Here is a 25,716-nt window from a genome sequence, read left to right on the forward strand (position 1 = left end):
CGGTCCCGTGGCGTCCGCTCATCGCGCGCCGGTGACCGACCAGCCGTAGCGGGAGAAGACGGGGCCACTGTTCCGATACGCGGCCAGGGCCTGTGCAGAGGTCGGGAACGCAGGCTCGGGCAGGCGGTCGGCAGGGACCCACTGGGCGGTCAGGTGCTTGTCCGGCTCGGCGTTGGTCAGTTCTCCGGCCCACATGTCGGTTGCGAAGACGAACAGGACGAACTGACCGGCCTGGTCCCGGCCCTGTTCGATGTGCATGACGTGGACGAGTGCGAGATCCGTCGGGTCGACGAGCAGGCCGGTCTCTTCATTGAGTTCGCGGGCGGCTGCCTCATCGAGGGCTTCGCCAGGTTCGGCCTTGCCACCCGGGAGGGTCCAGGCCGGCTGTGGGGACCAGTTGCGTGCGGCGTAGTGCACCGCGGCGATCGTGCGGGCGCGCTTGTCATGGACGATCACGCTGACCATGTTGCGGCTGTTCATCACGCTGGTGCTCGGCACAGTGCCCACTCCTTGATGCCAGAAGATGTCGGTAGTCCGGTGCGTGGTGGGGCCTGGGCCCGCCGCTCGGAATGTACGAGTGCATCTCAGCACCCGAGCATTAGGCGGTCGGCGTTGATGCGGGAGAAGACCAGGTCGGTCATGTGGGTCGGCGTTTCGGTGCATCGGACGGGCGATTGCGGTCGGCGCATGGCCCGGGGGTAGGTGGCCGGGTCGTAGTCGTTCGTGAGCGCGTAAGCGTAAAAGCCATGTTCGCGGAGGGCGTTGATGATGCCGGCGGCGCTCTCGCCCTGCTTAGACCGACCGGCAAATGGTGAGGCTGGGAGTCGGTGCGGGGTCCCGGACGTGAGACAGGCACGGGCCCTGCGTGATCATGGAGTTCTCGACGCTCAGTGATCACACGGAGGACCCGTGCCTGCGGTGCCATCTTGCCTGCTCGAACCCCTGTGGGACCAGTTCGCCGCTCTCCTGCCGACGCGGCAGGGGTTCTCGGCGAGTCATCCGCTGGGGTGTCACCGTCGTCGAGTCCCGGACCGCGTGGTGTTCGAGCACGTCGTGCTGGCTCTGGTCCACGGATCGGGATACGAACGCATCGCAAGTACTGGATGCTCGGACCGAACGATCCGACGTCGGGTCAAGCAGTGGGCTGAGCTGGGAATAGCGCAGAGAGTGCACGCTCCGGCCCTCGAAGCCTACGACCGCTTGATCGGACTGGGACTGACCGAGATCTCGGTCGACGGCTGCATCACCAAGGCCCCGTCCGGCGGCGAGAAGGCGGGGCGCTCACCGGTGGACCGAGGCAAGCAGGGGCTGAAGCGCTCAGTCGCCTCCGATGCCTGCGGCGTCCCACTTGGCATGGTCTCCGACGGAGCACAAAGGGGAGAAAATGAAGAAGTCAAGTTCGCGCAGTCGCAACGCCGCTGCACAATATCGGCATACTCGCGATCGCCCTGCAGATGTGTCTTGTCTATGTCGTCAGCGGCCTCTACAAGGTACAGGGGCAGATGTGGCAGGATGGCACCGCTCTTTTCTACGTCCTCAGAGTGCCGGAGTTCAGCTTCCCCGAGCTGTCGCACTTCGTCTACGAGAATGACCTCCTCGTTTTCTCGGGCACCTACGTGACGGTGCTCTTCCTCGTCTACTTCCCCCTGGGCATCCTCGTCCCTGCCCTACGGCCCTGGGCCACGGTCATGTCGATCGGCTTCCACTTGGGGATCGGGCTGCTCATGGGGCTGACCGGATTCGCCCTGACCATGGTGGCTTGCGATCTGGTCTTCCTGAGCAAAGGGCTGGACGAGGCCGTACTCTTCAGCACCCGGCTGATTCAGAAGGCTCGCTCCCGCACGTCCGGGGGCAACGCCGTGGATCGAAAAGCGCCTGAAGAGCACCCGTCCGAAGACAGGCAGCCCGGAGAAAAGGACCTGCCCGTGCACCTGTCCGCTTGAGGACAGGCCGTCAGTCACCCGCATCTCGCATCGGTGAGGGGCTGACGCGCGCAACTTTCCAAGATGCCGGCACACCTTCGGATGTACCGGTGCCGCGACGGGTACCGGGATCCCTGGCGTGGCCGGTACGGTGCGGCACCTCCCCGTCCGGCTGACAGAGTCGGTGCTCCGCGCATGTCTGGGCGGCCCCTGAGCGCGGCGGGGCACGAATGGAAGGCCCGTCGCTCGGTGAGTGCGGAGACATCCATTTCTGTGATCGAGGAACGGAGCTGGAATTGGAAGCGCCATCGTCCCAGAACGACGGACCCGACCGGGAGGGGAGCATGATCGGCCTCTTCTGGATAGAGCAGGACACGGTCTGCCTGGGTGCGCCTCCGGCCGACGATGCCCCTGGCGTGTTCCTTTCCCCCTCCGGGCTCTCGATGGTCGGCCCTACGCAACTGGCGTGGTCCTGGGCGGACGTGATGGATGTCCAGGTGCTCGACGTTCCTGTCCGCTCCGCGGCCGCACGGTGGGCGGCCCGGGCAACGACCTTCGCCGCTGCGGCACTGAACGCCTGGGGCCCCGACAGCCCGTCGGAGTTGACCGTGGTGGTGCACACCCCGGGCCAGCGTGTCGAGACGCCGGCTTCCGCTGCGGCCAACGCGTACACGCAACGGGAGGTCGACCTCTCGCACGGTCTGCTCTCCCACTTTGTGCGTGGCAGCGCCTCGCCCACCACGCTGACCCGATGGTGGGCGGAGAACCGGCCGGTCGAAGTCCTGCGCTCACGCCAACGGGAGGACATTCTGGAAGACTGGCTCGCTCCCTTGCTGTGAGATGCGGCCCGCACGCCTACGCCCCGCATCACACGGCCACGACGACTCCTGATCAGGAGGGCTGACGACGTGCCCTCGCACGGAGGCACCTCTGGCTGCCGACCGCCCCGGGTCCGCCCCGCGCACGGGCGCCCCCTGTTCCCGCGCTTCTTCCCACCTCCATGCCCTTCTCGCTCGTGCGAAGGAGAAGGGCCTCCCATCAAAGAGGACACCGCCATGAGTAACGCTGCGCCCCACCACGCAGGACAGCGCACCGTGCTCGCCTTCGACGGCGACTGCGGCTTCTGCCAGGCCGCTGTCCGGCAGATCCAGACCCATGCCAAGCCCCGGACAGAAGCCGCCGCCTGGCAGACCCTCCCTCCGGAGCTCACCGAACCGCATCTGCAGCGCCTGGACCGCGAAGTGCTGCTCTTCGACGGGCGCCGGGTGCGCTACGGCGGCGCCCGAGCTCTGGCCGACTACCTCGGCTCATCCCCCGCCCGCCCCTACCAGGTCGCGGGCCGGTGCCTGCAGCTTCCCCTGATCTCTCTGGTCGCGCACCTCATCTACCGCGGTGTGGCCAAGAACCGGCACCGCATGCCGGGCGGCACAGCGGCCTGTGCGGTCCCCCGTCCAAACCACTGAAACTGAATAGGCTCCGCTCCTATGCCTCCCGTCCCCACGTGCGTTCTCAGCAGTTCCTCCACACCTCGAGCCAGCCACGGCCACGATGTGGACCGCTTCGTCCAGATTGGTTCGCTGACCAAGCCGCTCACGGGCACCCTGCTCGTCCAATTGGCATCGACCGGGCTGCTGCAACTCGACGATCCCGTCGAACAGTTCCTGACCGCCCCGGCCGGCACCGGCATCACCCTGCGCCACCTCGCGGAGCACACGGCGGCCCTGCCCCGGGTCCCACCCCGTCTGCGAAGGCGCGACCCGTACGCCGCATTCGACACCGAGGCATTGAGCGCTGTCGTACAGCGCCTTGACTTCCTCACCACCGGCCCTCCCGGCGGGGAGGCCGAGTACTCCAACCTCGGCTACGCCGTTCTCGGCGCCGCGCTCAGCTCGGCAGCGGGCGCACCCTACGAGGAACTGCTGAACGAGTACGTGCTGGCTCCCTTGGGCCTCACAGATGTGACCTCGAACCCGCCGCAGGACAGGCGGCTGGGCGGACGAGGACTCCTGGGCCGCCCACTACGCCCCTGGACCATGAGCGGCGCGATCCTGCCCGCTGGAGGAATGTGGGCCACCCCGCGCGAAACGGCTCACTTGGTGACCCGGCTGCTCGTGGAACGGAGACTGGGCGAGCCTGCCCCCTCCTGGCAGACAACCGGCCCGCTGCGCTGGCACAACGGCGCGACCCGTGACGCATCCGTCTTCGCGGGAGCCATGGCGGACGGGACCTGGGTCATGGTCCACCGCCTGTCCGGGAAGCCGGCGCCGACGGAGCAATTGGCCGTCCAGATCCTCAAGGACGCGGTAACCAAACCGCCGTCCAGCGAAACCTGAACCGCGCCGGGGTTGGTGGCTGGTGCCAAGGACCAGTACGGGTGACTGTGAGAACGTGTGACGGCTTCGAAGCCCTTGCCGACGGTGGCCGGCTGCGTCGCGATGGTGGACTGCGCAGGGACTGAGGCCAGCCGCGCTCCGGGCCGGCGTCGGCGCGATGTGTCGCTGACTGTCACTTCAAGCAGGCGGCCCTCAGTTCCCCAGGGCGGGGTGAAGCCCAGGCCCAGCAAGTGGGGCAGGACACGGTGCACGTCTGGCTGAGACCAGGCCGGTGTGGCGGACTCCCAGCGCCTGATCAGGCGGACACCTAGAGCGAGACTTCGGATGCCGAGCTTGGGCGCGGCTGGACGCCATCCGCACTGCCACTCTCCTCCTGGGCCATGGGATCGCTCCTCGCCTCGAGGGGCCGGTGGAATCATGCGGCGGGTCATCGGTTCGATCGACTCGAACGCTGTGCGCCTCGGTGTCAGCGCCGTGGTCCGAGACCTCTACGACTATTGGTCGCTTCTTAGCCCTCCGCTCGTTCCTGGCCAGAGATCGCTCGGGTTATCGCTCGGGTTATTGAGCAAGAGGTATGTGCATGAGTGCAGCCGCCCAGTCCTCCTCAGGGTCAGCGGCGGGGACGGCGCGGCTGGCTCGTGCGGGCCGCTGTTGCCGTGGGCGGCTGGGTGCCGGGGGACGGTGTGCTGAAGGCTGACGCGGTGGTGCTGCGCAGGCGGGCTGCTTCGGCTCGGAGATTGAGCGCGGGGTTGCGGCTGGTGTGCTGGATGCGGATGATCAGGACGCGGGCGGGGCTGTGTGCGGTGCCGAGTCCGCGGCGGGCGGCGGCTTCCTTGAGGAGTCGGTGGGGTTGGTGGCCGCCGGCTTCGGCGTCGTCGAGGACGGTGGAGAGGGCCGGCCAGGCGGGGTCGGCGAGGATCCGATTGGCGTGTTCGGGGATGGCTGCGCGTATGTCGTTGGCCAGGGTGCGGCGGGTTTCTTGCTTGGGGCGGCGGGTTTCAAGTTCGGTGAGGGTCGGGACGAGTGCGGTGGCGGCTGCTGCCTGGAGGTGGTGGACGGCTTGGCGGGCGGCGTCGGCCTGGTGGGCGTGGCCTTGGGCGTCGTGCCAGCGTGCGGCGAGGATGGCGGCCCAGACGAGTGCGGCGGTCAGAGCGGCGAGAGCGCTGCCGTCAGGGCCGGTGGCAGCGCCGGCGATGTCGCGGGCGCCGTGCGTAGAGCGTGGGCGGCCTGGTGGCCGGCACGGGTCTGGGAGCGTTGAGCGCGGGCGAATGTCTGGCTGGCGGAGCGCAGTTCGGCGCGAAGGTCAACGGGAGCCTTCTGGGCGATGGCTTCGAGGAGATCGCCGAGGGCGGTGATGTGGGCCTGGGCGTGGGTGGAGTCGGCCATGTCGGCGTGGAGCGTGTCGAGAGCGTCGGTAGCCCGATGCCACGGAGTGGTGGGGTGGTTGCGGCGTGCGGTGGGGTGCTCCTCCGGTGCCGTGGTCTCCAGCCATGCCTTGAGCTTGGGGAGGGTGAGGTCCGGGGCGATCTTTCCGCCGGGGTGGTAGATCTGCTCGCCGTCCTTGTTCACGTCGCCGGGCCGGCCTACGGCGTAGCCGAGGAGGTCTCCGGACGGGCCGCGGCGGGGCTTGACCAGGATGTCGCCGGCTTCGAGGTAGGCGAGCAGTTCCTCGACGCTCCTCGCGTGCGGGATGGCGGCGCGGATACGGTCCTGGAGCCATGCGCGGCTGGTCTGGTCCCAGCCGAGGCGCTCGGCCTTGTGCATCTCGGCCTGGGTGGGGCGATGGGCGGCGGTGCGGTCGCCCTTCTTCAACTGCCGTAGTCCGTAGTCCTTCTCGATCTTTCGGCATTCGTCGCCGACGCGGACACCGTTGCCGTGGAGTTTGGGGCGGCGGCCGTCTTCGCGGACAGTGGTGGCGAGGATGTGGATGTGGTCGTCGGCGTGGCGTACGGCGATCCACCGGCAGGCCAGGTCATCGCCGGCGGGGGCGATGCCGGCTGCGTGGATGATGCGCTGGGCGATCTCGCCCCACTCGGTGTCCGAGAGGCGGCAGTCCTCGGGTGCGGCGCGCACGGGGCAGTGCCAGACGTGGTCGGTTACGGGTTTGCCGAACTCGCTGTTGCGCAGGCGTACGGGTGCGTCGAGGTGGTGGCCGAGCTGGGTGAGCGTGGCGTCCTGGTTACGGCCGGGGTCGGGCATTCCGAGCATTGCGAACCCGGCGACGAGGTGGGGGTCAAGGTGTTCGTCGTGGCGTCCGGGGCCGTAGAGATAGGCGAGTAGGCCCCGGGTGTTGGATCCGGCCGGTTTGATGGCGGCGATCACGCGGACGAGTCCTTCGTCGGTTCGGCGGGCTCACGCAGGGCCTCGGCTGTCAGGGCGAGTAGGCGCTGGAGTTCGTCGAGGCGCCGGCGGATGTCGGGCGGGGTGTAGTCGCTGTTCAGGGCCCGGGCGATCTGGTTGATGTTGACGCCGGTGCGGTTGAGCTCACGCAGCACCTGGGCGCGGAACATGTGGGTGCGGCGCCGGTCCTCGGACAGCTGCAGTCCCTCGACGCGTTCGTGGACTTCGCGGGAACGCACTTCGACCTCGGGTTCACCGAGATCGTCGTCCACCGGCCGGTGCCGGACTCCGACTTCGCCGTGGACCCCGACGTGTTCGAACGGATCGCCACCGAGGCCCTGGCCCAGCTCGGCTGACCACGACGGGGACGGACGCGTGACGGGCCTTCGGCATATGCCGAAGTCATGTTCCGCAGTTCAGGGACCCGCCTTCTCAGATGGGCGCCCCTCTGCACGCCCGTGCGACTCCGTACGGGAGAATGACCGGGTGACCTCAGCTACCGACCCGCCTCTGCCTGCCGTGACCCGGCTGATCGCCACCGATCTGGACGGCACCCTCCTACGCGACGACAAGACCTTGTCGGACCGTACGACCGCCGCCCTGGCAGCCGCCGAAGCGGCGGGCATCGAGGTCTTCTTCGTCACCGGGCGGCCCGCCCGCTGGATGGACGTCGTCAGCCCTCATGTGCAGGGCCACGGCATGGCGATCTGCGCGAACGGCGCCGCGGTCGCCGATCTTCACGAAGGCCGGCTGCTCGAGGTCTACCCCTTGGACCGTGCGATCGCCCTGGACGTGGTCGACGTCCTGCGCGAGGCGGCGCCCGGGGTGTCGTTCGCCGTCGAACTGGCCACGGGCATCCACTACGAACCGGCCTACCCCCCGTTCCACATGGACCCGGGTGCCACTGTCGCCCTCGCGGAGAAGCTGCTCCACGAAGAGGCTCCCGGCACCGGCACACCGGTCCTGAAGGTCCTGGCCCATCACCCCGAGATGACCCCGGACGCCTTCCTCGCGCTGGCCCGCGAACTCGCGGGGGACCGTGCGTCGTTCACCCGGTCCAGCCCCACCGCACTGCTGGAGATCAGTGGCCTCGGGGTCTCCAAGGCCCGCACGCTCGCCGCGTGCTGCGCGGAGCGCGGGATCGCCCCGGACGAGGTGGTCGCCTTCGGGGACATGCCCAACGACGTGGAGATGCTGACCTGGGCCGGCGCCTCGTTCGCCATGGGAAACGCCCATCCGGCCGCCGTGGCCGCCGCGTCCGGCGTGACGCTGACGAACGACGAGGACGGTGTCGCGGTGGTCATCGAGCGGATCCTCGCCGCACGCTGAGACCGCGCGCTGAGACCGCACGCCGAGCACGCACGCCGCGACCGCACGCCGAGCACGCACGCCGAGACCGGGCGCCGGGGCCCGTCCGATCAGAGCGGGACCTGCCAGGTCACCGTCGTGCCGCTGCCGTCCTCCCCGGCCCCCGGCCCGAACCAGCCGGCGCCACCCAGGGACTCGGCGCGCCGGGCCAGGTTGCGCAGGCCGCTGCGCCGGCCTCCGTCCGGGATCCCCACCCCGTCGTCCGTGACCGTCAGCCGCACCGCGTCCCGCCCGTCGGGCAGTACCGCGGTCGCGTCCACCCTCACCTCGACGTGTGAGGCCCGAGCGTGGCGGTACGTGTTGGAAAGCGCCTCACGCAGAGCCGCGACGAGGTTCTTGCCCGCGAGCTCCCCCACCAGGGAGTCGACCGGTCCCAGGAACCGGTGCGAGGGCATGAAACCCAGGGGCACCGCCGCCATGTTGATCTCCCGCAGTACCCGGGTCCGCAGCCCTGACGGCGCCTCAGCCGGTTCCTGCTGCAGCGCGAAGATGGCCGTACGGATCTCCTGGATGGTCACATCCAGCTCGTCCACCGCCCGTCCGATGCCTGCCCGCACCGCGGGCAGCGGAGAGCGACGCTGCGCGCCCTCCAGCATGATCCCGGTGGCGAACAGGCGCTGGATGACCAGATCGTGGAGGTCCCGGGCGATCCGGTCCCGGTCCTCGTAGACGGCGAGGCTCTCCCGGTCCCGCTGGGCCTCGGCCAGTTTCAGCGCCAGGGCGGCCTGCCCGGCGAAGTGCGTGGCCAGGATCCGCTCCATCCGGGTGAACGGCCGGCCGCCCCGGACCCGTGGGATGGAGAGCGCTCCGAGTACCCGGCCACCACTGCGCAGAGGGAGCAGCATGTGCGGGCCGAACTGATCGGCCAGCCTGGTGATCAGGCGGGGGTCCGTCCCCGAATCGTCCAGGACCACCTCCTCCCCCCTCAGAAGGGCCGCCGCCACAGGGCTCTGCGGCGGGATGATCAACCCGAGGGACGCGGACGGCTCGTCCCCGGAGACCGCGACGATCTCCAGGCCTCCTCCCTCGGTGGGAAGCAGCACGATGCCGGCCGCGGCGTCGGCGAGGCGGCGCGCCTGTTCGGCGACGACGGCGAGTGCCTCGTCGGCGTCCCCGGCCGAGAGCAGTGCGGTGGTGACGGCCACCGAGCCGTCGATCCACTGTTCGCGCCGTCGGGCGGCGTCGTACGTCCGTGCGTGGCCGATGGCGATCCCGGCCTCCGTGGCCAGCACGCGCAGCATGCGCAGCTCGTCATCGCCGAACGCGCCCCCGCCGTGCCTCTCCATCACGTAGAGGTTGCCGAAGATCTTGCCCTGGACCCGGATCGGGACCCCGAGGAAGGTGCGCATCTTCGGGTGGGCGGCCGGGAACCCGCCGAAGCGCGGGTCGTCCTCAAGATCCTCCAGCCGGATGGGCACGCCTTCCTGGATCAGTGCGCCCAGGAGACCGGTGTGCCCGTCGGGAGGGCGGCCGATCTCCCGGGCGGTCTCCTCGGGCACCCCATGGGTGATGAAGTCACTGAGAGCCTCACCGGGCCTCTCGACGACGCCGATGGCCGCATAGCGGGCGTGGGCGAGTTCGGCCGCGGTCTCACAGACGCGCTCGAGGGTGGAATGCAGCTCGAGGCCCGCGCCCACGGATCTCGTCGCCTCCAGCAGCTGGGGAACGCGTGCGGTCAGCTCCGCGGAGAGCCCTCGCAGACTTCCGGTGCTCTGCTGCGCCGCTTCGGGCGCGTCCTTCGCATGCGGCTCGGGCATGATCCGAGCCTAGTAAGCACCGAACAGTCCGGAAAGTCAGAACCTGGGCGGATTCACCACCCTCGGCCCCCGACAACCGCAGGCACCGCCCGCAACCGCTCCGGTCCCGTACGCACCGGCGCCTGTTCGCGTTCGAGCATCCGGCGCAGTGGGCCGTCCTGCGCGGCCAGAGCGGCGTACGGGCCCCGCTGCACCACCCGGCCCCCGTCCAGCACCAGGACCTCGTCCACCGCCTCCAGCCCGGCCAGCCGATGGGTGATCAGCACGGTCGTGCGCCCCTGAGTGGCCGCCAGCAGATCCGCGGTCAGCGCGTCCGCCGTCGCCAGGTCGAGGTGCTCCGCAGGCTCGTCGAGTACGAGTACGGGGAAGTCGGCGAGGAGCGCGCGGGCCAGTGCCAGCCGCTGCCGCTGGCCGCCCGACAGCCGGGCCCCGTGTTCACCCACCAGCGTGTCGAGGCCGTCGGGCAGCGACTGGGCCCAGTCCAGCAGCCGGGCCGCGGCGAGGGCGTCTCTCAGCTCACCGTCGGTCGCGCCGGTGCGGGCGAGCCGCAGGTTCTCGCGGATGGAGCTGTCGAAGACATGAGCGTCCTGAGCACACAGCCCGACGAAGGTCCGGACCGTGTCCCTGTCCAGCGCTGAAGCTTCGACACCGCCGAGACGGTACGTGCCCTCCCTGGCCTCCAGGAAACGGAGCAGGACCTGGGCGAGCGTGGTCTTCCCCGAGCCGGACGGGCCCACGACAGCGACCCGCTTCCCGGGGGTCAGCGTCAGATCGACGGAGTCCAGGGCATCGCACTCCGCGCCGTCGTACCGGGCCGACAGCCCTCGAACGTCGAGCGGGAAGGGAGACACCGGCGCCCCGGCCGGCTCGACAGGTTCGTCGACCGGTACAGAAGCATCCAGCACCTCGAAGACCCGCTCCGCGCTTCGCTTGATCCGCCGGCGGTACTGCACCGCGAGCGGCAGCCCCGTCACGGCTTCGAACGCGGCGAGCGGAGTGAGTACGACGACGGCGAGCTCGACACCCGCCAGCCGTCCGTCGTACACGGCGGGCAGCGCGACGAGCGCCGCGCCCACGACGGTGAGCCCGCAGATCAGGGCGGAGAGCCCGCCACCCAGCGCGGTCGCGGCCGCCGTTCGCGAGGCGATCCGTGTGAGGACGCCGTCCGCCGTGCGCACCTCCTCCTTACGGGCGGGCAGCGCACCCGCGACGGTCAGCTCGGCCGTACCCCCGAGAAGGTCGGCGACCCGGACGGCCAGCGCGGCCCGGGCGGGCGCCAGTTGGAACTCGGCGCGCCGGGCGAACGAGCCGCTCAGCCACGGCACGCCCACGCCCGCCAGGAGCAGCCCTGCTGCCAGGACGGCGCCTGCCTCAGGCAGCATCCAGCCGGTGAAGGCAACAGATCCGACGCCGACCGCGAGCGCGGTCCCCACGGGCAACAGCCAGCGCAGCCAGTAGTCCTGCAGCGCGTCCACGTCGGAGACCAGCCGGGACAGCAGGTCGCCTCGTCGCGTGGCTCGAAGACCGGCGGGCGCGATGCGCTCCAGCCCCCGGTACACGGCCACTCTGAGCTCGGCGAGCATCCTCAGCACCGCATCGTGGGACACCAGCCGCTCCGCGTAACGGAAGACGGCCCGCCCGAGCCCGAAGGCCCGGGTCGCGGTGACCGCGACCATCAGATACAGCACCGGGGGCTGCTCGGAGGCGCGTGAGATCAGCCAGCCGGAGACGGCCATGAGGCCGACGGAGGACGCCACGGCGAGGCTGCCCAGCAGCAGAGCCAGACCCAGCTTCCCGTGCTGCGAACCGGCGGCCTCCCGGACCCGGGCGAGCACGCGGCCACCGGCCCTGGGGGCGGTGTCCTTGAGCAGTTCGGCGGTCTCCGCGAACAGCGCGGGCTCCCCCGCGCTCACCCGCTCGGCATCGCCCCGGTCGCCTCGATCGCCAGGGCCCCGAACCGTCCCGCCGTCCGGATCCTTCCGGCCGGCCGGCGTCCCGCCCGCCCCCGGTTCCAGCACCACCACCCGGTCCGCGACCGCGAGCAGCGCCGGCCGGTGCACGACCAGCAGCACGGTGCGCCCCTCGGCCAGCCTCCGCACCGCGTCGACGATGCCCGCCTCCGTCTCGCCGTCCAGGCTCGCCGTCGGCTCGTCGAGCAGCAGCAGAGGCCGGTCCGCGAGAAAGGCCCGGGCCAGTGCGAGGCGCTGCCGCTGCCCCGCGGAGAGTCCGGCACCGTCCTCTCCCAGCAGCGTCCCGACGCCGTCCGGCAGCGCGTCCACGAAGTCGTACGCGTCTGCCTCCCGCAGCGCGGTCATGACCGCAGCGTCGTCCGCGTCCGGGCGCGCCAGCCGTACGTTCTCCGCGATCGTCCCGGCGAAGAGATGGGGGCGCTGAGGAACCCAGGCGATCTGCTCACGCCAGCGCTCGGGGGAGAGGGCGGACAGATCGGTCCCGCCGACCCGCACCCGCCCCTCGTCGGCGGCGGTGAAACCGAGCACCACACCGAGGAGCGTGGACTTGCCTACGCCGCTGGGACCGACGAGGGCGACGGTTTCACCCGGCTCGACCACGAGGGAGGCGGCAGCCGGCGCGGGCTCGGTCCGGCCCTGGTGGCGGACCGAAACCCCCTCCAGTTCCAGCCGCAGCGACTGCGGCACGGCCTGGGATCCACCGGCCGCGGGCTCGGTCTCCAGTACGGCGAAGATCTCCTCCGCGGCCGAGAGCCCTTCCGCGGCCGCGTGGTACTGCGCGCCGACCTGGCGGATGGGCAGATAGGCCTCCGGCGCCAGGATGAGCACCACCAGGCCCGTGTAGAGGTCGAGTTCTCCGTGAACGAGCCGCATCCCGATCGTCACGGCGACCAGGGCCACGGAGAGCGTCGCCAGCAGCTCCAGGGCGAAGGAGGAAAGGAAGGCGAGCCGCAGGGTCTTCAGCGTGGCCTGGCGGTACTGCGAGGTGATGCTACGGATCGACTCGGCCTGCGCCTTGGCCCGCCCGAAGACCTTCAGCGTCGGGAGTCCGGCGACCACGTCGAGGAAGTGCCCGGAGAGCCGTGACAGAAGTTTCCACTGCCGGTCCATCCGGGACTGGGTGGCCCATCCGATCAGAATCATGAAGAGCGGAATCAGCGGCAGCGTCACCACGATGATCGCCGCCGAGACCCAGTCCTCGGTGACGATCCGGGCCAGTACCGCCACCGGAACGACGACTGCGAGGCCGAGCTGCGGGACGTAGCGCGAGAAGTAGTCGTCGAGCGCGTCGACGCCCCGGGTCGCCAGCGCGATCAACGACCCGGTGCGCTGCCCGCTCAACCAGTCCGGCCCCAGGCCTGACGCCCGCTCCATGAGCCGGCCGCGCAGCTCTGACTTGACCGCGGCACTCGCCCGGTACGCGGCCAGTTCGGTCAGCCAGGCCACGATGGCTCGCCCCAGGGCGACAGCGGCGAGCAGCAGCAGCGGTGTGCGGAGCCCGGAAACGGTCAGCCCGTCCTCGAACCCGCCCACCACCACTTCGGCGACGAGCATGGCCTGGGCGATGACCAGAGCGGCTCCGACCAGCCCCAGCGCCACCACGGCCGCCAGGAAGAACCGGGTGGCCCGGGCGTAACGGAGTAGACGTGGGTCGATCGGTTTCACGTGAAACAGCTCCCCAGTGAGCTCATGACCTTCGCTCAGCTAGTTCGGCGCTCAGGGCACGCTCGGTGCGCAGGGCGGGATCAGGCACAGGGCGGGCTCAGTGCGCGTCCGCGATGTGGTGCGTACCGATGCGCTTGCGGAACACCCAGTACGTCCAGCCCTGGTAGAGCATCACCACCGGAGTGGCGATGCCGGCGCACCAGGTCATGATCTTGAGGGTGTACGGGCTGGAGGAGGCGTTGGAGACCGTCAGATTCCACGCGTCGTTCAGCGAGGACGGCATGACGTTCGGGAAGAGCGTAAGGAAGAGCATCGCTACCGCTGCCGCGATGGTCACACCGGAGAACGCGAAGGACCAGCCCTCACGCCCCGCCGCGATGGCACCGATGGCCACGACCAGCGACACCACGGCGATGATCATCGCCGTCAGGCTCCAGCCGTTTCCGTTGTCCGCCTGGGTCCAGCCGAGGAAGGCAAGGGCGAGCACCGCCGTGGCCGAACCCAGCTTGAGCGCCAGCCCGCGTGCACGCTTCCTGATGTCTCCGACGGTCTTGAGCGCGGCGAACACCGAGCCGTGGAAGGTGAAGAGGAACAGCGTGACCAGGCCGCCCAGGACGGCGTACGGGTTGAGCAGGTCCCAGAGGTTGCCGACGTACTCCATGTCGGCATCGATCTTCACGCCGCGGACGATGTTCCCGAAGGCCACCCCCCAGAGAACGGCCGGGATCAGCGAGGTCCAGAAGATCGCGTGTTCCCAGTTCGTCTGCCAGCGCTCCTCGGGCCGCTTCGCCCGGTACTCGAACGCCACCCCGCGCACGATCAGGCAGAGGAGGATGGCCAGCAGAGGCAGGTAGAAGCCGGAGAACAGGGTGGCGTACCACTCCGGAAAGGCCGCGAAGGTCGCGCCGCCCGCGCTGAGCAGCCACACTTCGTTCCCGTCCCAGACCGGCCCGATCGTGTTGATCAGGACCCGGCGCTCCTTGCGGTCACGTGCCAGCAGCTTGGTGAGGACCCCGATACCGAAGTCGAATCCCTCCAGGAAGAAGTAGCCGGTCCACAGGACGGCTATGAGCACGAACCAGACGTCGTGGAGTTCCATCTCTCAGCTCCGCTTGATCTCAGTAGGAGAAGGCCATCGGCCGGTCGGCGTCCTGGTCGTGACCGCCGATCCGGGTGGGCGGGTTGAGGTCGGCCTCGGTGAGCTCGGGCGGTCCGGCCTTGACGTACTTCAGGAGGAGCTTGACCTCGATGACGGCGAGCACCGCGTAGAGCGCCGTGAAGGCGATCATCGAGGTGAGGATCTCCCCCTGCGAAACCCCCGGAGAGACCGCGTCACGGGTCTGGAACACCCCGTAGACCACCCAGGGCTGGCGGCCCATCTCGGTGAAGATCCAGCCCCAGGAATTGGCGATCAAGGGGAACATCATGGTCCAGAGGGCAGTGATCCAGTAGAGCTTGGCGAGCTTCGGGCTCAGCGCCTTGTTCCTGAACAGGACCAGATTCGGCACCTCGTCCTCACCGGTGCGCAGCGCCGCCGGCAACAGGAACTTCCTCCGCGTGAGCCACAGCCCCAGCAGACCGAGCCCGAAGGACGCCATTCCGAAGCCGATCATCCAGCGGAAGCTCCAGAAGGCGACCGGGATGTTGGGCCGGTAGTCACCAGGTCCGTAGGTCTCCTGCAACTGCTCGTTGATGTCGTTGATGCCCGGGACGTACGAGGTGAAGGTGTTGTCCGCGAGGAAGGAGAGCACCCCGGGTATGGAGACCTCCACGTCGTTGTGCCCCTCGGCGACATCACCGACCGCGAAGAGCGAGAAGGGGGCTCCTTCCTCGCCCTCCCACAGCGCCTCCGCCGCAGCCATCTTCATCGGCTGCTGCTTGAACATCACTTTGCCGAGCGTGTCCCCGCTGACCGCGGTGAGCATGCCCGCGGCCACCACCGTGACCAGCCCGACCCGCAGTGAGGTGCGCATCACCCGGATGTGCTTCTTGCGGGCCAGGTGGAAGGCGGAGATGCCGACCATGAAGGCGCCACCGACGAGGAAGGCCGCCGTGATGGTGTGGAAGAACTGGGTGAGCGCGGTGTCCTGGGTGAGCACCTTCCAGAAGTCGGTGAGCTCGGCACGACCGCGTTCCTCGTTGATCCGGTAACCGACCGGGTGCTGCATCCAGGAGTTGGCGGCCAGGATGAAGAACGTCGAGAGGATCGTGCCGATGGACACCATCCATATGCAGGCGAGATGGATCTTCTTCGGCAGCTTGTCCCAGCCGAAGATCCACAGGCCGATGAAGGTGGACTCGAAGAAGAACGCGATCAGCGCCTCGAAGGCGAGCGGGGCGCCGAAGACGTCACCGACGAACCGCGAGTAGTCGGACCAGTTCATGCCGAACTGGAATTCCTGGACGATGCCCGTGACCACACCCATGGCGATGTTGATCAGGAAGAGCTTGCCCCAGAACTTGGTCGCCCTGAGGTACTTCTCGTTGTCCGTGCGCACCCAGGCGGTCTGCAGGCCGGCGGTGAGCGCGGCGAGAGAGATCGTCAGAGGGACGAACAGGAAGTGGTAGACGGTGGTGATGCCGAACTGCCATCGCGCCAGAGTCTCTGGTGCCAGAGCCAGGTCCACGACTCTTCTCCTTACGTCGCCGTGATCACAGCCGCAGATCGCCCGGTCATTCCACCCGATCACGGGAGGAAGCAGGGCGCGCTTGTGAACGCGTTCACATTCACAAGCATTATGGCGCACATGTCTTCGAAGCCATCGGGTGGGGGGTGTTTTCCGGCCGACCCAGCCGGGCCAGCCGAAACCGGACAGGGGCGCCGCGCCCTCCGGGGCGCGGAAAGAGCGGTGGCCCCGGACCCCGGTCACCGAGATCCGGGGCCACCGGAGGTTCCTCACGCAACGGCCGAGCCGCTACGGCTCCTGGTGGAAGGACTCCGTCACCTTCAGGAACACGTCATTGGCCTCGGCCTCCCCGATCGTGACCCGCACACCCTCACCGGCGAAGGGCCGCACGACCACACCCGCCCGCTCGCAGGCCGCGGCGAAATCGAGCGTCCGGTCCCCGAGCCGCAGCCAGACGAAGTTCGCCTGGGACTCCGGAACGGTCCAGCCCTGCCGCACGAGACCGTCGTACACGCGGGCACGCTCGCCGACCAGCGAACCGACCCGTCCCAGCAGCTCGTCCTCGGCGCGCAGCGAGGCGACCGCGGCGTCCTGGGCGACCTGGCTGACACCGAAGGGGACGGCCGTCTTGCGCAGGGCCGCCGCCACGGGCTCGTGCGCCACCGCGAAGCCGACCCGCAGACCCGCGAGGCCGTACGCCTTGGAGAAGGTCCGGAGCACCGCGACATTGGGCCGGTCCCGGTAGATCTCGATCCCGTCCGGCACGTCAGGGTCCCGGATGAACTCCTTGTACGCCTCGTCGAGCACGACCAGGACATCGTCCGGGACCCGGTCCAGGAACCGCTCCAGCGCCGCCCGGCGCACCACGGTGCCGGTCGGGTTGTTCGGATTGCAGACGAAGATCATCCGAGTCCGGTCGGTGACCGCGCCGGCCATGGCGTCGAGATCGTGCACCTCACCGCCGGTCAGGGGCACCTTGACCGACGTCGCACCGCTGATCTGCGTGATGATCGGGTACGCCTCGAACGAGCGCCAGGCATAGATGACCTCGTCCCCCGGACCCGAGGTGGCCTGGAGCAGCTGCTGGGCGACACCGACGGATCCCGTACCGGTGGCCAGGTGGGAGACCGGCACACCGAACCGGTCGGCCAGCTCGTTCATCAGACCCGTACAGGCCATGTCCGGATACCTGTTGAAGGCGGCGGCCGCGGAGAGCACCGACTCCATGACACCGGGCAACGGGGGATACGGGTTCTCGTTGGAGGACAGCTTGAAGGCAACCGGCCCCTCCGCGGACGCCGGCTTGCCCGGCACGTACGCAGGGACGCCGTCCAGCTCGGCGCGCAGTTTCGGGCTCGTCTCGCTCACCGCGGGTCCTCCTCGACATCCGTACACATCAATACTGCTCACCTTATGAGGATTGGGCGCCCGTGCGAATGGCCGGGATCCGAAATCGCCCCGCCCTGCCGGAAGCGCCCGCCCTGGGCGACTCCGGCAGCCTTCAGGAGGGGGAGCACTGAGCATCCCGCCGCGCGCCGGTCGCTCACTCCGTGGCGCGCATCCCTCGAACAGGTGAGTTGCGACCGCTACGAGACCTGGGCCATTCAGCAGGTTCATGCCTGCCGATGTGTGAGACATTGGTGCCGATGGGCCCAACGCCCTTGCTTCACAAGGCATTTACACATTGTTGATCATGCAAAAACGTGCCTGTCAACGCAGGCATATGCGACCAGCCCGACCCGGCGCCGGAGCCCTACTATCGGCTCGCCATGACAGCAGCAGGGAAGCACCAGGTGAGCCGGACAGAGACGCCCCGGCGCAACGGCAGGCAAGGACGGGCGGGGATCCGGGACGTAGCCGCAGCGGCCGGAGTCTCCATCACGACCGTGTCCGACGCACTCAACGGCAAGGGCAGGCTCCCGGACGCCACCCGCCACCATGTCCGCGAGGTCGCCGAACGGCTGGGCTACCGCCCGTCCGCGGCGGCCCGAACCCTCCGCACCGGCAAGTCGGGTCTCATCGGCCTGACCGTGACCACGTACGGGGATGAACCTTTCACCTTCACCGAATTCGCGTACTTCGCGGAGATGGCGAGAGCCGCCACATCGGCTGCGCTCGCACGCGGCTACGCACTCGTGATCCTTCCCGCCACATCACGCCACGACGTGTGGTCGAACGTCGCCCTCGACGGGACGGTCGTCATCGACCCCTCCGACCAGGACCCGGTGGTCACCGAGCTCGTACGCCAGGGTCTGCCCGTCGTCTCCGACGGCCGCCCGGCGGGCACACTTCCCGTCACCGCCTGGGTCGACAACGACCACCGGGCGGCCGTCCTCGACCTCCTGGACCACCTCGCGGCCGCGGGAGCCCGCCGTATCGGGCTGCTGACCGGCACCACCACGGACACGTACACCCGCCTCTCCACCACCGCCTACCTCCACTGGTGCGAGCGGGTCGGCCAGGACCCGGTCTACGAGTCCTATCCGGCCCACGACCCCTGCGCGGGCGCGGTCGCCGCGGACCGCCTCCTCGCCCGCCCGGACCGCCCCGACGCCGTCTACGGGCTCTTCGACCCCAACGGCACCGATCTGCTCGCCGCGGCGCGGCGCTACGGCCTACGGGTCCCCGAGGACCTCCTGCTGGTCTGCTGCAGCGAATCCACCGTGTACGCGTCGACCGAACCCCCCATCACCACCCTCTCGTTGAAGCCCCGCAGGATCGGCACGGCGGTCGTCCAGCTCCTCATCGACGCCATCGAAGGGGTCGAACACGACGGCCCGGTGGAGCAGGTGATACCGACGGAGCTCATCGTCCGGACGTCCTCCCAGCGCCGTCCGCCTCGCACCACGGTCAGCGCTCCGCGATCACCGGCCGGGGACTGATCGGATTAATCCGGACCAAACGGCCGATGAACCAGGTGTGAGCACGGATTCACCACCCCTGGTGCGTCACACAGCACGATCCGCATTCCTATGATGGGCGCACGACACCGCGGACCACCTCTACCAGGCAGGGCCCGTCAGGTGTACGGAGGCGCGACGGTGGTGGAGGGGTCGATGACTCAGGGGGCCGGTCAGGAACCCGTAGTGCGGACAGCGACGTTGCGTGACTTCCGCGTACCGCCGTATGCGCAGGTGCCGATGAACGCGCCTTTGCCGCACCCAGGCAACGTAGCGGTGGGCGACGAGCCGCCGGAGGGGTACACCCCCACCGAGCGGGACCTGCCCGTGATCAACCGCGGTGACACCGTCCAGGTGCAGACCGTCCCGGAAGCCCGGACCGTCGGCGAATCCGGCCGCGGTCCGCTGTACGTCGTCGGAGACGTCCACGGCTACCTGGACGAGCTCCTGGCCGCACTGCGTGAGCAGGGCCTCGTCGACGCCGACGGCCGCTGGGCGGCGGCCGACGCCAGGCTCTGGTTCCTCGGCGACTTCACCGACCGCGGTCCGGACGGCATCGGCGTCATCGATCTCGTCATGCGCCTCTCCGCGGAGGCCGCCGCGGCCGGCGGTTACTGCAAGGCGCTCATGGGCAACCACGAACTGCTGCTGCTCGGCGCCAAGAGGTTCGGCGACACCCCGGTGAACTCAGGCGCCGGAACCGCGACCTTCCAGGCCGCCTGGCTGCTCAACGGTGGTCAGAAGACGGACATGGAGCGGCTGCAGGACGTCCACCTCCAGTGGATGGCCCGGCTCGACGCGGTCGTCGAGGAGGACGGGCACCTGCTGATGCACTCCGACACGACGGCCTACCTCGACTACGGATCCACCATCGAGGACGTCAACGACACGGTCCACGCCATTCTCACGCGGAATGACGCCGATGAGTGCTGGGACCTCTTCCGCAAGCTCACCAAGCGGTTCGCCTTCCGTGACGAGGGGGGCGCGGAGGCCGTCCGCGCGCTGATGTCGACGTACGGCGGGCGGCGCGTCGTCCACGGCCACAGTCCCATTCCGTATCTGCTCGGCGAGGTCGGATCGGAGGAGGGCGAGGACGCGGCCCGGCCTGTGGTGGACGGTCCGCACGTCTACGCGGAAGGTCTGGCCATCGCCATGGACGGCGGAGTGACCATGGCCGGAAAGCTGTTGGTCGTCCAACTTCCGTTGCATGACTGACGGTCGTCGGGGAAGACGCATCACGACCCGACACCGTCGGCGGCTGGGCCTATTTACGGAAACCCCCTGTCACCCCATGCCGTAGGCGTTCTACCATCGGCGTATCAGTAGCAGGCTCTCCTCCGTTTCCGCCCGATCGCCCGCCCCTACGGTCGATCAGGCCCTACGGAGCATCGGGGGATGCACATGAAAAGCGCTCCGCACCTGCTGGCCGAGGACCGCCCCGAGTACGAGCGGATCCTGGCCGACGCACTGCGCCATGCTCACGAACGACCGGATCTGGACGGTGTCGGCGATCAGCTCAACCCGGAACAGCTCCGGACGATGGCACTCGACGCCACGCCCCTGATCACGGCGGCGGCGGCCACCGAGTACGACCACTATGTGAAGGTCCGCGGCGAGCTGCGCGAACCGGGCGACCCGGATGCCCAGGCATCCGTCGGGCCCGCCGAGAACGAAGCCGACCCCATGGGCGCCGGCACGCTCGCGGTGATCTCCGTGCTGGCGCCCGTCCTCGCGGGTACGGCCGCCCTGATCTTCCTGCTGATCGGCTACCCCCTGAAGGCCCTCAGCCCCGCCCCGGCCTTCGCCGCAACCATGGTCGCCGCCGGGTGGTTCTTCGCGGCCGTCGCCGCCGCGGCGATCCTCGTCGCCGCGGTGGGACTCCTCGTCACCGCCCTGCGCAACGGCGCCACCGCGCTGCCCGCCATGGACGAGGAGGAGGAACTGCCGGAGGACGTCGCGCGCGCCCGGGAGGCCTGGCGCCACGCCCTGCTGGAACGCGGCATCCTGCCCTTCCTCCGGGACGCGCTGGCCGACCCGACCGCGGGCCCCGCCTCGCGGACGCCGCACCGTTCGGCCAACCGGATTCCGAAGATCGGCTACAGCAGACCGGACTTCTCCGGTCCGGAGGACGGCCCCTCGGCCGGCCCGCGCCCGACCTTCACCAGCCCCGACTTCACCAGCCCGGACTTCGGCGGGCCCGAGCACCGGCCGGAGTGATCCGGCCGGGCACGGCAGGGCCTGTCTACGCGCGCCGAACGATCTGTGCCACTGCTCTTTCGACCGACGTACGGCTGTAGACATGCACCAGCGCAAGGTGGAAGAGCGACGGCGCGAGTGGGGCCCACCGGTGAATGCGATCGGCGCGCAGCATGTACGTGACCACTGCCGCGGGGCGGAAGGGCACATAGTCGATGGTCTGATGTTCCCATCGATCCGCGACTCCTCTGCTCATACGTGTTTGCAGACCGTCGCGAGACATGTCCTTCAATCTGGCATAGAAGTGGGCGCTCCAGTGGCGCTTGTCGGTGTCCAGCACGAAGGCGAGCAGTTCCAGTGAGTACTCGTGCGGTTCGATGGACAGTTCCTCCCGCATGCCGCGTCGGCCGACCGCGTAGAGGTCGGGGGCGCTCCTGCCGGAGGAGTCGATGTGCCGTGACAAGCCCTCGTTCACGGAGGAGTTCCAGACACCTGGAGCCATACGGACCCGGTCGCTGCGACGGCTCACGACGAGCATGTCATCGGCAGTCACCACAGCGATATTCACGCCGAAACTGCACTGCAGAAACGCGGGTGCCTGCAGTGGATCATCCGGGTCGAGATAGCGGGAGCGCGGGCTTGTTCCGTCAGCCAGGCGCCGGTCGAGCTGCTGAGCCGCGAGAAAAGTGTAGTAATCCGTCGGGCGTAGCCGCAGATGAACTTCGGGCTGCTCGTCGAGAGCAGTACGGGAGATACCGAACGATTCGACGGCGTATCGAGGACCGTTCCACACCGGAGTCCGATTCTCCGCCCGCAACCGCGTGCTCTCCGCCTCGACTTCGGTCCGCCAGCCGGCCATGTCCGAAGGCAGCTCGATCTCCCCGTCCAGTACGTGGATGTAGACGGCTTCGGCGGGTATGGAGGACTCGCCGTCCCCTTCGACAATCAGGGCGGAGGTGTGAAGAGGCCCCATGGAGAAGGTTCTCCACGCAGGACTGGATTCCTCCCGCCGCCTCCGGCTGCGCAGCGCGCGCGCAGAACGGGTGCGCAGCTTGAACCAGCCGTCCTGTAAGGGCTGTTGGAACAGCACCGCACACAGCATCCCGAGTACGGCGCCGACAGCGCCATTGGCCACATCGATCCCATCCATGTCAGGCAGGGTAGGGATCCTGATGACGCCAGGCGCGATCTTGTCTCTTCCGTTACGACGCGCAGCGAGGCCCTGGCCGTCATCGCCAGGGCCTCGGAGGACGCGGTCGGTACGCCTGGTCAGTCGGCCAGTGGCAGGTACACCCGGTTCCCGCTCGCCGCGAACTCCTTGGACTTCTCCAGCATCCCCGCCTCGATCTCCTCGTCCGAGGCGGAGGAGACCAGGTCAGGGGCGAACTGCTCCGTGATGCTTCTGCTGATCTTCATCGAGCAGAACTTGGGGCCGCACATCGAGCAGAAGTGCGCCGTCTTCGCCGGTTCGGCCGGCAGTGTCTCGTCGTGGAACTCCCGCGCGGTGTCGGGGTCGAGCGCCAGGTTGAACTGGTCCTCCCAGCGGAATTCGAACCGGGCGTCCGAAAGGGCGTCGTCCCAGTCCTGCGCCCCGGGATGGCCCTTGGCGAGGTCCGCCGCGTGAGCGGCGATCTTGTACGTGATGACACCGGTCTTCACGTCGTCACGGTTCGGCAGGCCCAGGTGCTCCTTGGGCGTGACGTAACAGAGCATCGCGGTCCCCCACCAGGCGATCATCGCCGCACCGATGCCCGAGGTGATGTGGTCGTACGCGGGAGCGACGTCCGTGGTCAGGGGGCCCAGCGTGTAGAACGGGGCCTCCTCGCAGATCTCCTGCTGAAGATCGATGTTCTCCTTGATCTTGTGCATCGGGACGTGCCCCGGGCCCTCGATCATCGTCTGGACACCGAACCGCTTGGCGACGGTGTTGAGCTCGCCGAGCGTACGGAGCTCGGCGAACTGCGCCTCGTCGTTGGCGTCGGCGATGGACCCGGGACGCAGCCCGTCACCGAGCGAGTACGTCACGTCGTAGGCCGCGAGGAGCTCGCAGAGCTCCTCGAAGTTCTCGTACAGGAACGACTCCTTGTGGTGCGCCAGGCACCAGGCCGCCATGATGGACCCGCCGCGCGAGACGATGCCGGTCTTGCGACGGGCCGTCAGCGGGACGTACGGCAGCCGGACGCCGGCGTGCACCGTCATGTAGTCGACGCCCTGCTCCGCCTGCTCGACGACCGTGTCCTTGTAGATCTCCCACGTCAGCTCCTCGGCCCGGCCGTCGACCTTCTCGAGTGCCTGGTAGAGGGGGACGGTGCCGATCGGCACCGGGGAGTTGCGCAGGACCCACTCGCGGGTGGTGTGGATGTTGCGGCCGGTGGAGAGGTCCATGACCGTGTCGGCGCCCCACCGGGTGGCCCAGGTCATCTTGTCCACCTCCTCCTCGATGGAGGAGGTGACCGCGGAGTTGCCGATGTTGGCGTTCACCTTCACCAGGAAGCGCTTGCCGATGATCATCGGCTCGATCTCCGGGTGGTTGACGTTGGCGGGGAGGACCGCCCGGCCGGCCGCGATCTCCTCGCGCACGACCTCGGGTTCGACGTTCTCCCGGATCGCGACGTACTCCATCTCCGGGGTGATCTCCCCCCGCCGGGCGTACGCGAGCTGCGTGACGGGCCGGCCGTCGCGGCTGCGGCGGGGCCGGCGCGGGCGGCCGGGAAAGACCGCGTCGAGGTTGCGCAGGCCTCCCCGCGGCGAGGTGTGCTTGAGTCCGTCGTCCTCGGGGCGCGCGGGACGGCCCGCGTACTCCTCGGTGTCCCCGCGGGCGGTGATCCAGCTCTCCCGGAGCGGGGCGAGTCCTCGACGTACATCGGTGTCGATGGTGGGATCGGTGTACGGCCCGGACGTGTCGTACAGCGTCACGTCCTTGCCGTTGGTGAGGTGCACCTGACGGACCGGAACCTGGAGATCCGGGCGTGAGCCCTGGACGTACCCCTTGTGCCAGCCGATGGACTTCCCGGCCTCGGCGTCGTTCGCGCCGTGCTGCGCGTTCTGCTTCGAGGCAGGCGTGCGTGCGTCCGCTGTGGTCATGAGACCTACTCCCTACGCCGGCATTACCCGGTAACAGGTTCGGCGGTCGGCGCAGCGTTTCCCGTATGGATATACGGAGGTCAGCGCCCTCTCAGCCCGGTGCTCCGAGCTCCCGCGTGTACAGATGTGCCTCCACGCTAGCCTCCCCTCTGACGTGCTGGCCAGAGGGCCTCCCCTCTTCTTGGGATGATCGCCGGGTGACGTCTCCCGGAAGCGCCCCCGAATCCCCCGGCCCCGCATCAGGCAGCACGCAGAGTCATGCGCACGGCCACTCCCACAGTCACGGTCCTGCCGCACCCGTGTCCACGCATCTGCGCAAGGTCATCGCGGCCGTGCTGATCCCCTTCGCGACCGCGGTCCTGGTCGGCCTCGTGGCGTTCTGGCCCGGCGGTGCCCCGGCCCATGAGCGCACGGGTGTCGGCTTCGACCGGCAGACCCAGGACGGGCAGGTGACGAAGGTCGTGTCGGTCGACTGCGCGGACGTCAACGCCTCGCAGGTACCGGCGACCGGCGACACCTCCACGGCCGCCGGGCGGGAAGCCTTCAACGAACAGACGGGGGAGTGCAAGAAGGCCACGGTCGAAGTGACGACCGGTAAGGACAAGGGCCGTACCTTCGTCGAGGTGGTCCAGCCCGATGCCCCCCGGCAACTGCGAGAGGGCCAAGGAGTGGTCGTGGCGTACGCCCCCGACGCGCCCCGGGACCTTCAGTACGCGGTGACCGATGTGGACCGCTCATTCCCGATGGCACTGCTCGCCGGGATCTTCGCCCTCGCGGTGGTCGCCGTGGGAAGACTGCGCGGGCTGATGGCGCTGATCGCGCTCGCCATCTCCTTCGCCGTGCTGACCCTCTTCATCCTGCCGGCGATCCTGCAAGGATCGAACCCACTGGTCGTCGCAGTGATCGGGGCGAGCGCCATCATGCTGATCGCCCTCTACACCTGCCACGGACTGACGGCCCGAACCTCCGTGGCCGTCATCGGCACGCTCATCTCGTTGCTGCTCATCGGGCTGCTGGGCTCGCTCTTCATCGGCTGGGCCAGCCTGTCCGGGAACACGGATGACAACACCGGCCTCATCCACGGTCTGTACCCGGGCATCGACATGAGCGGCCTGCTGCTGGCCGGGGTGATCATCGGCTCGCTCGGCGTGCTCGACGACGTGACCGTCACCCAGACCTCGGCGGTCTGGGAGCTGCACCAGGCCGATCCGACGATGGGCGTACGCCGTCTCTACCGGGCGGGCATCCGGATCGGACGCGACCACATCGCCTCGGTCGTCAACACGCTCGTACTCGCCTACGCGGGCGCGGCGCTTCCGCTGCTGCTTCTCTTCTCGATCGCCCAGAGCAGCGTAGGCACGGTGGCCAACAGCGAACTGGTCGCGGAGGAGATCGTCCGGACGCTCGTCGGGTCGATCGGGCTGGTCGCCTCGGTTCCGGTGACGACGGTGCTCGCGGCCCTGGTGGTCTCCGCGGACCGCACGGGGCTCGGCGCGGAAGCCGGAGCTCCTGCGCCCGCACGGACCGGGAGGGGCCGCCGCCGCAAGGGGTGAG

General features: G+C 69.1%; 17 protein-coding genes, 4 pseudogenes and 1 riboswitch. Of the genes and pseudogenes, 11 read left to right on the plus strand and 10 right to left on the minus strand.

The features are described from left to right. Window positions 1–18: 18 nt before the first annotated feature. Window positions 19–498: an NUDIX domain-containing protein gene (locus ACFYQ5_RS00180; protein ID WP_389190869.1), complete on the minus strand. Its 480-nt coding sequence runs from the start codon at window positions 496–498 to the stop codon at window positions 19–21. Window positions 499–909: 411 nt separating this feature from the next. Here ACFYQ5_RS00180 and ACFYQ5_RS00185 point away from each other — a divergent pair. From ACFYQ5_RS00185 to ACFYQ5_RS00205, 5 genes and pseudogenes are all read left to right on the plus strand, one after another. Beyond that, window positions 910–1,386, plus strand: a pseudogene (locus tag ACFYQ5_RS00185) (transposase); the annotation flags it as partial. A gap of 68 nt (window positions 1,387–1,454) precedes the next feature. Beyond that, window positions 1,455–1,943, plus strand: coding sequence for a hypothetical protein (locus ACFYQ5_RS00190; RefSeq protein WP_389190871.1), 489 nt, complete (start codon window positions 1,455–1,457; stop codon window positions 1,941–1,943). Between the two features lie 323 nt (window positions 1,944–2,266). Next, window positions 2,267–2,761, plus strand: a complete 495-nt coding sequence (locus ACFYQ5_RS00195) for a hypothetical protein (protein WP_389190873.1) — start codon at window positions 2,267–2,269, stop codon at window positions 2,759–2,761. Window positions 2,762–2,977: 216 nt separating this feature from the next. Then, on the plus strand, window positions 2,978–3,385 hold the full coding sequence (locus tag ACFYQ5_RS00200) for a thiol-disulfide oxidoreductase DCC family protein (protein ID WP_389190875.1): 408 nt from the start codon (window positions 2,978–2,980) through the stop codon (window positions 3,383–3,385). 87 nt (window positions 3,386–3,472) lie between these two features. Then, entirely contained in the window at window positions 3,473–4,255 is a 783-nt protein-coding gene (locus ACFYQ5_RS00205; protein WP_389190877.1) for a serine hydrolase domain-containing protein, read from the plus strand. Window positions 4,256–4,865: 610 nt separating this feature from the next. Here ACFYQ5_RS00205 and ACFYQ5_RS00210 read toward each other — a convergent pair. Both ACFYQ5_RS00210 and ACFYQ5_RS00215 read right to left on the minus strand, forming a co-directional pair. Beyond that, window positions 4,866–6,577: pseudogene (locus tag ACFYQ5_RS00210) on the minus strand (relaxase/mobilization nuclease domain-containing protein). Continuing rightward, window positions 6,574–6,798 (minus strand): annotated as a pseudogene (locus ACFYQ5_RS00215) (MobC family plasmid mobilization relaxosome protein); the annotation flags it as partial. The pseudogenes ACFYQ5_RS00215 and ACFYQ5_RS00210, both read right to left, overlap by 4 nt. On the opposite strand from ACFYQ5_RS00215, the pseudogene ACFYQ5_RS00220 reads away from it, so the two are divergent. Together ACFYQ5_RS00220 and ACFYQ5_RS00225 are read left to right on the plus strand one after the other, a co-directional pair. Next, window positions 6,793–6,951 (plus strand): annotated as a pseudogene (locus tag ACFYQ5_RS00220) (LLM class flavin-dependent oxidoreductase); the annotation flags it as partial. The pseudogenes ACFYQ5_RS00215 and ACFYQ5_RS00220 sit on opposite strands and share 6 nt — an antisense overlap. 130 nt (window positions 6,952–7,081) lie before the next feature. Further along, a complete protein-coding gene (locus tag ACFYQ5_RS00225) occupies window positions 7,082–7,924 on the plus strand; it encodes a Cof-type HAD-IIB family hydrolase (protein WP_389190879.1) in 843 nt (280 codons plus the stop codon). An 89-nt stretch (window positions 7,925–8,013) separates the two neighbouring features. Here the strand turns inward: ACFYQ5_RS00225 and ACFYQ5_RS00230 are convergent, their stop codons facing one another. The 5 genes from ACFYQ5_RS00230 to hisC form a co-directional block, all read right to left on the minus strand. Then, window positions 8,014–9,720 (minus strand): GAF domain-containing sensor histidine kinase, encoded by a 1,707-nt coding sequence (locus ACFYQ5_RS00230; RefSeq protein WP_389190880.1) that lies wholly within the window; start codon window positions 9,718–9,720, stop codon window positions 8,014–8,016. A gap of 53 nt (window positions 9,721–9,773) precedes the next feature. Next, window positions 9,774–13,355 carry a thiol reductant ABC exporter subunit CydD gene (gene cydD, locus ACFYQ5_RS00235; RefSeq protein ID WP_389190882.1) on the minus strand — a complete coding sequence of 1,194 codons (3,582 nt, stop codon included), beginning with the start codon at window positions 13,353–13,355 and terminating at the stop codon, window positions 9,774–9,776. Window positions 13,356–13,452: 97 nt separating this feature from the next. Next, window positions 13,453–14,454, minus strand: a complete 1,002-nt coding sequence (cydB, locus tag ACFYQ5_RS00240; RefSeq protein ID WP_389190884.1) for a cytochrome d ubiquinol oxidase subunit II — start codon at window positions 14,452–14,454, stop codon at window positions 13,453–13,455. A gap of 19 nt (window positions 14,455–14,473) precedes the next feature. Next, window positions 14,474–15,982: a cytochrome ubiquinol oxidase subunit I gene (locus ACFYQ5_RS00245; RefSeq protein ID WP_389190886.1), complete on the minus strand. Its 1,509-nt coding sequence runs from the start codon at window positions 15,980–15,982 to the stop codon at window positions 14,474–14,476. A 288-nt stretch (window positions 15,983–16,270) separates the two neighbouring features. Further along, window positions 16,271–17,350 carry a histidinol-phosphate transaminase gene (gene hisC / locus ACFYQ5_RS00250; RefSeq protein ID WP_389190888.1) on the minus strand — a complete coding sequence of 360 codons (1,080 nt, stop codon included), beginning with the start codon at window positions 17,348–17,350 and terminating at the stop codon, window positions 16,271–16,273. A gap of 401 nt (window positions 17,351–17,751) precedes the next feature. Between hisC and ACFYQ5_RS00255 the strand changes: the two genes are divergently transcribed. From ACFYQ5_RS00255 to ACFYQ5_RS00265, 3 genes are all read left to right on the plus strand, one after another. Beyond that, the gene (locus ACFYQ5_RS00255; RefSeq protein ID WP_389190890.1) at window positions 17,752–18,864 is read left to right on the plus strand and encodes a LacI family DNA-binding transcriptional regulator; all 1,113 of its coding nucleotides are present in this window, start codon (window positions 17,752–17,754) and stop codon (window positions 18,862–18,864) included. Window positions 18,865–19,038: 174 nt separating this feature from the next. Continuing rightward, window positions 19,039–20,097, plus strand: coding sequence for a metallophosphoesterase (locus ACFYQ5_RS00260; RefSeq protein WP_389190892.1), 1,059 nt, complete (start codon window positions 19,039–19,041; stop codon window positions 20,095–20,097). Window positions 20,098–20,277: 180 nt separating this feature from the next. After that, complete coding sequence (locus tag ACFYQ5_RS00265) at window positions 20,278–21,099, plus strand: hypothetical protein (RefSeq protein WP_389190894.1); 822 nt, start codon at window positions 20,278–20,280, stop codon at window positions 21,097–21,099. Between the two features lie 25 nt (window positions 21,100–21,124). Here ACFYQ5_RS00265 and ACFYQ5_RS00270 read toward each other — a convergent pair whose 3' ends face one another. After that, a complete protein-coding gene (locus ACFYQ5_RS00270; RefSeq protein WP_389190896.1) occupies window positions 21,125–22,228 on the minus strand; it encodes a hypothetical protein in 1,104 nt (367 codons plus the stop codon). Window positions 22,229–22,347: 119 nt separating this feature from the next. After that, window positions 22,348–24,162, minus strand: coding sequence for a phosphomethylpyrimidine synthase ThiC (gene thiC / locus ACFYQ5_RS00275; protein ID WP_389190898.1), 1,815 nt, complete (start codon window positions 24,160–24,162; stop codon window positions 22,348–22,350). Next, window positions 24,155–24,288: riboswitch (TPP riboswitch) on the minus strand. (Overlaps the previous gene by 8 nt.) A gap of 71 nt (window positions 24,289–24,359) precedes the next feature. On the opposite strand from thiC, the gene ACFYQ5_RS00280 reads away from it, so the two are divergent. After that, window positions 24,360–25,715: a YibE/F family protein gene (locus tag ACFYQ5_RS00280; RefSeq protein WP_389190900.1), complete on the plus strand. Its 1,356-nt coding sequence runs from the start codon at window positions 24,360–24,362 to the stop codon at window positions 25,713–25,715. The last annotated feature ends 1 nt before the right edge of the window (window position 25,716 follow it).

The sequence above is a fragment of the Streptomyces sp. NPDC005794 genome (assembly GCF_042871445.1).
Classification (GTDB): Bacteria; Actinomycetota; Actinomycetes; order Streptomycetales; family Streptomycetaceae; genus Streptomyces.

Coding starts and splice junctions, on each gene's coding strand:
- ACFYQ5_RS00260 (WP_389190892.1), top strand. CDS start 19,039: ATGACTCAGGGGGCCGGTCAGGAACCCGTAGTGCGGACAGCGACGTTG.
- cydB (WP_389190884.1), bottom strand. CDS start 14,454: ATGGAACTCCACGACGTCTGGTTCGTGCTCATAGCCGTCCTGTGGACC.
- ACFYQ5_RS00265 (WP_389190894.1), top strand. CDS start 20,278: ATGCACATGAAAAGCGCTCCGCACCTGCTGGCCGAGGACCGCCCCGAG.
- ACFYQ5_RS00255 (WP_389190890.1), top strand. CDS start 17,752: ATGACAGCAGCAGGGAAGCACCAGGTGAGCCGGACAGAGACGCCCCGG.
- ACFYQ5_RS00270 (WP_389190896.1), bottom strand. CDS start 22,228: ATGGATGGGATCGATGTGGCCAATGGCGCTGTCGGCGCCGTACTCGGG.
- ACFYQ5_RS00195 (WP_389190873.1), top strand. CDS start 2,267: ATGATCGGCCTCTTCTGGATAGAGCAGGACACGGTCTGCCTGGGTGCG.
- ACFYQ5_RS00190 (WP_389190871.1), top strand. CDS start 1,455: ATGTGTCTTGTCTATGTCGTCAGCGGCCTCTACAAGGTACAGGGGCAG.
- thiC (WP_389190898.1), bottom strand. CDS start 24,162: ATGACCACAGCGGACGCACGCACGCCTGCCTCGAAGCAGAACGCGCAG.
- ACFYQ5_RS00230 (WP_389190880.1), bottom strand. CDS start 9,720: ATGCCCGAGCCGCATGCGAAGGACGCGCCCGAAGCGGCGCAGCAGAGC.
- ACFYQ5_RS00200 (WP_389190875.1), top strand. CDS start 2,978: ATGAGTAACGCTGCGCCCCACCACGCAGGACAGCGCACCGTGCTCGCC.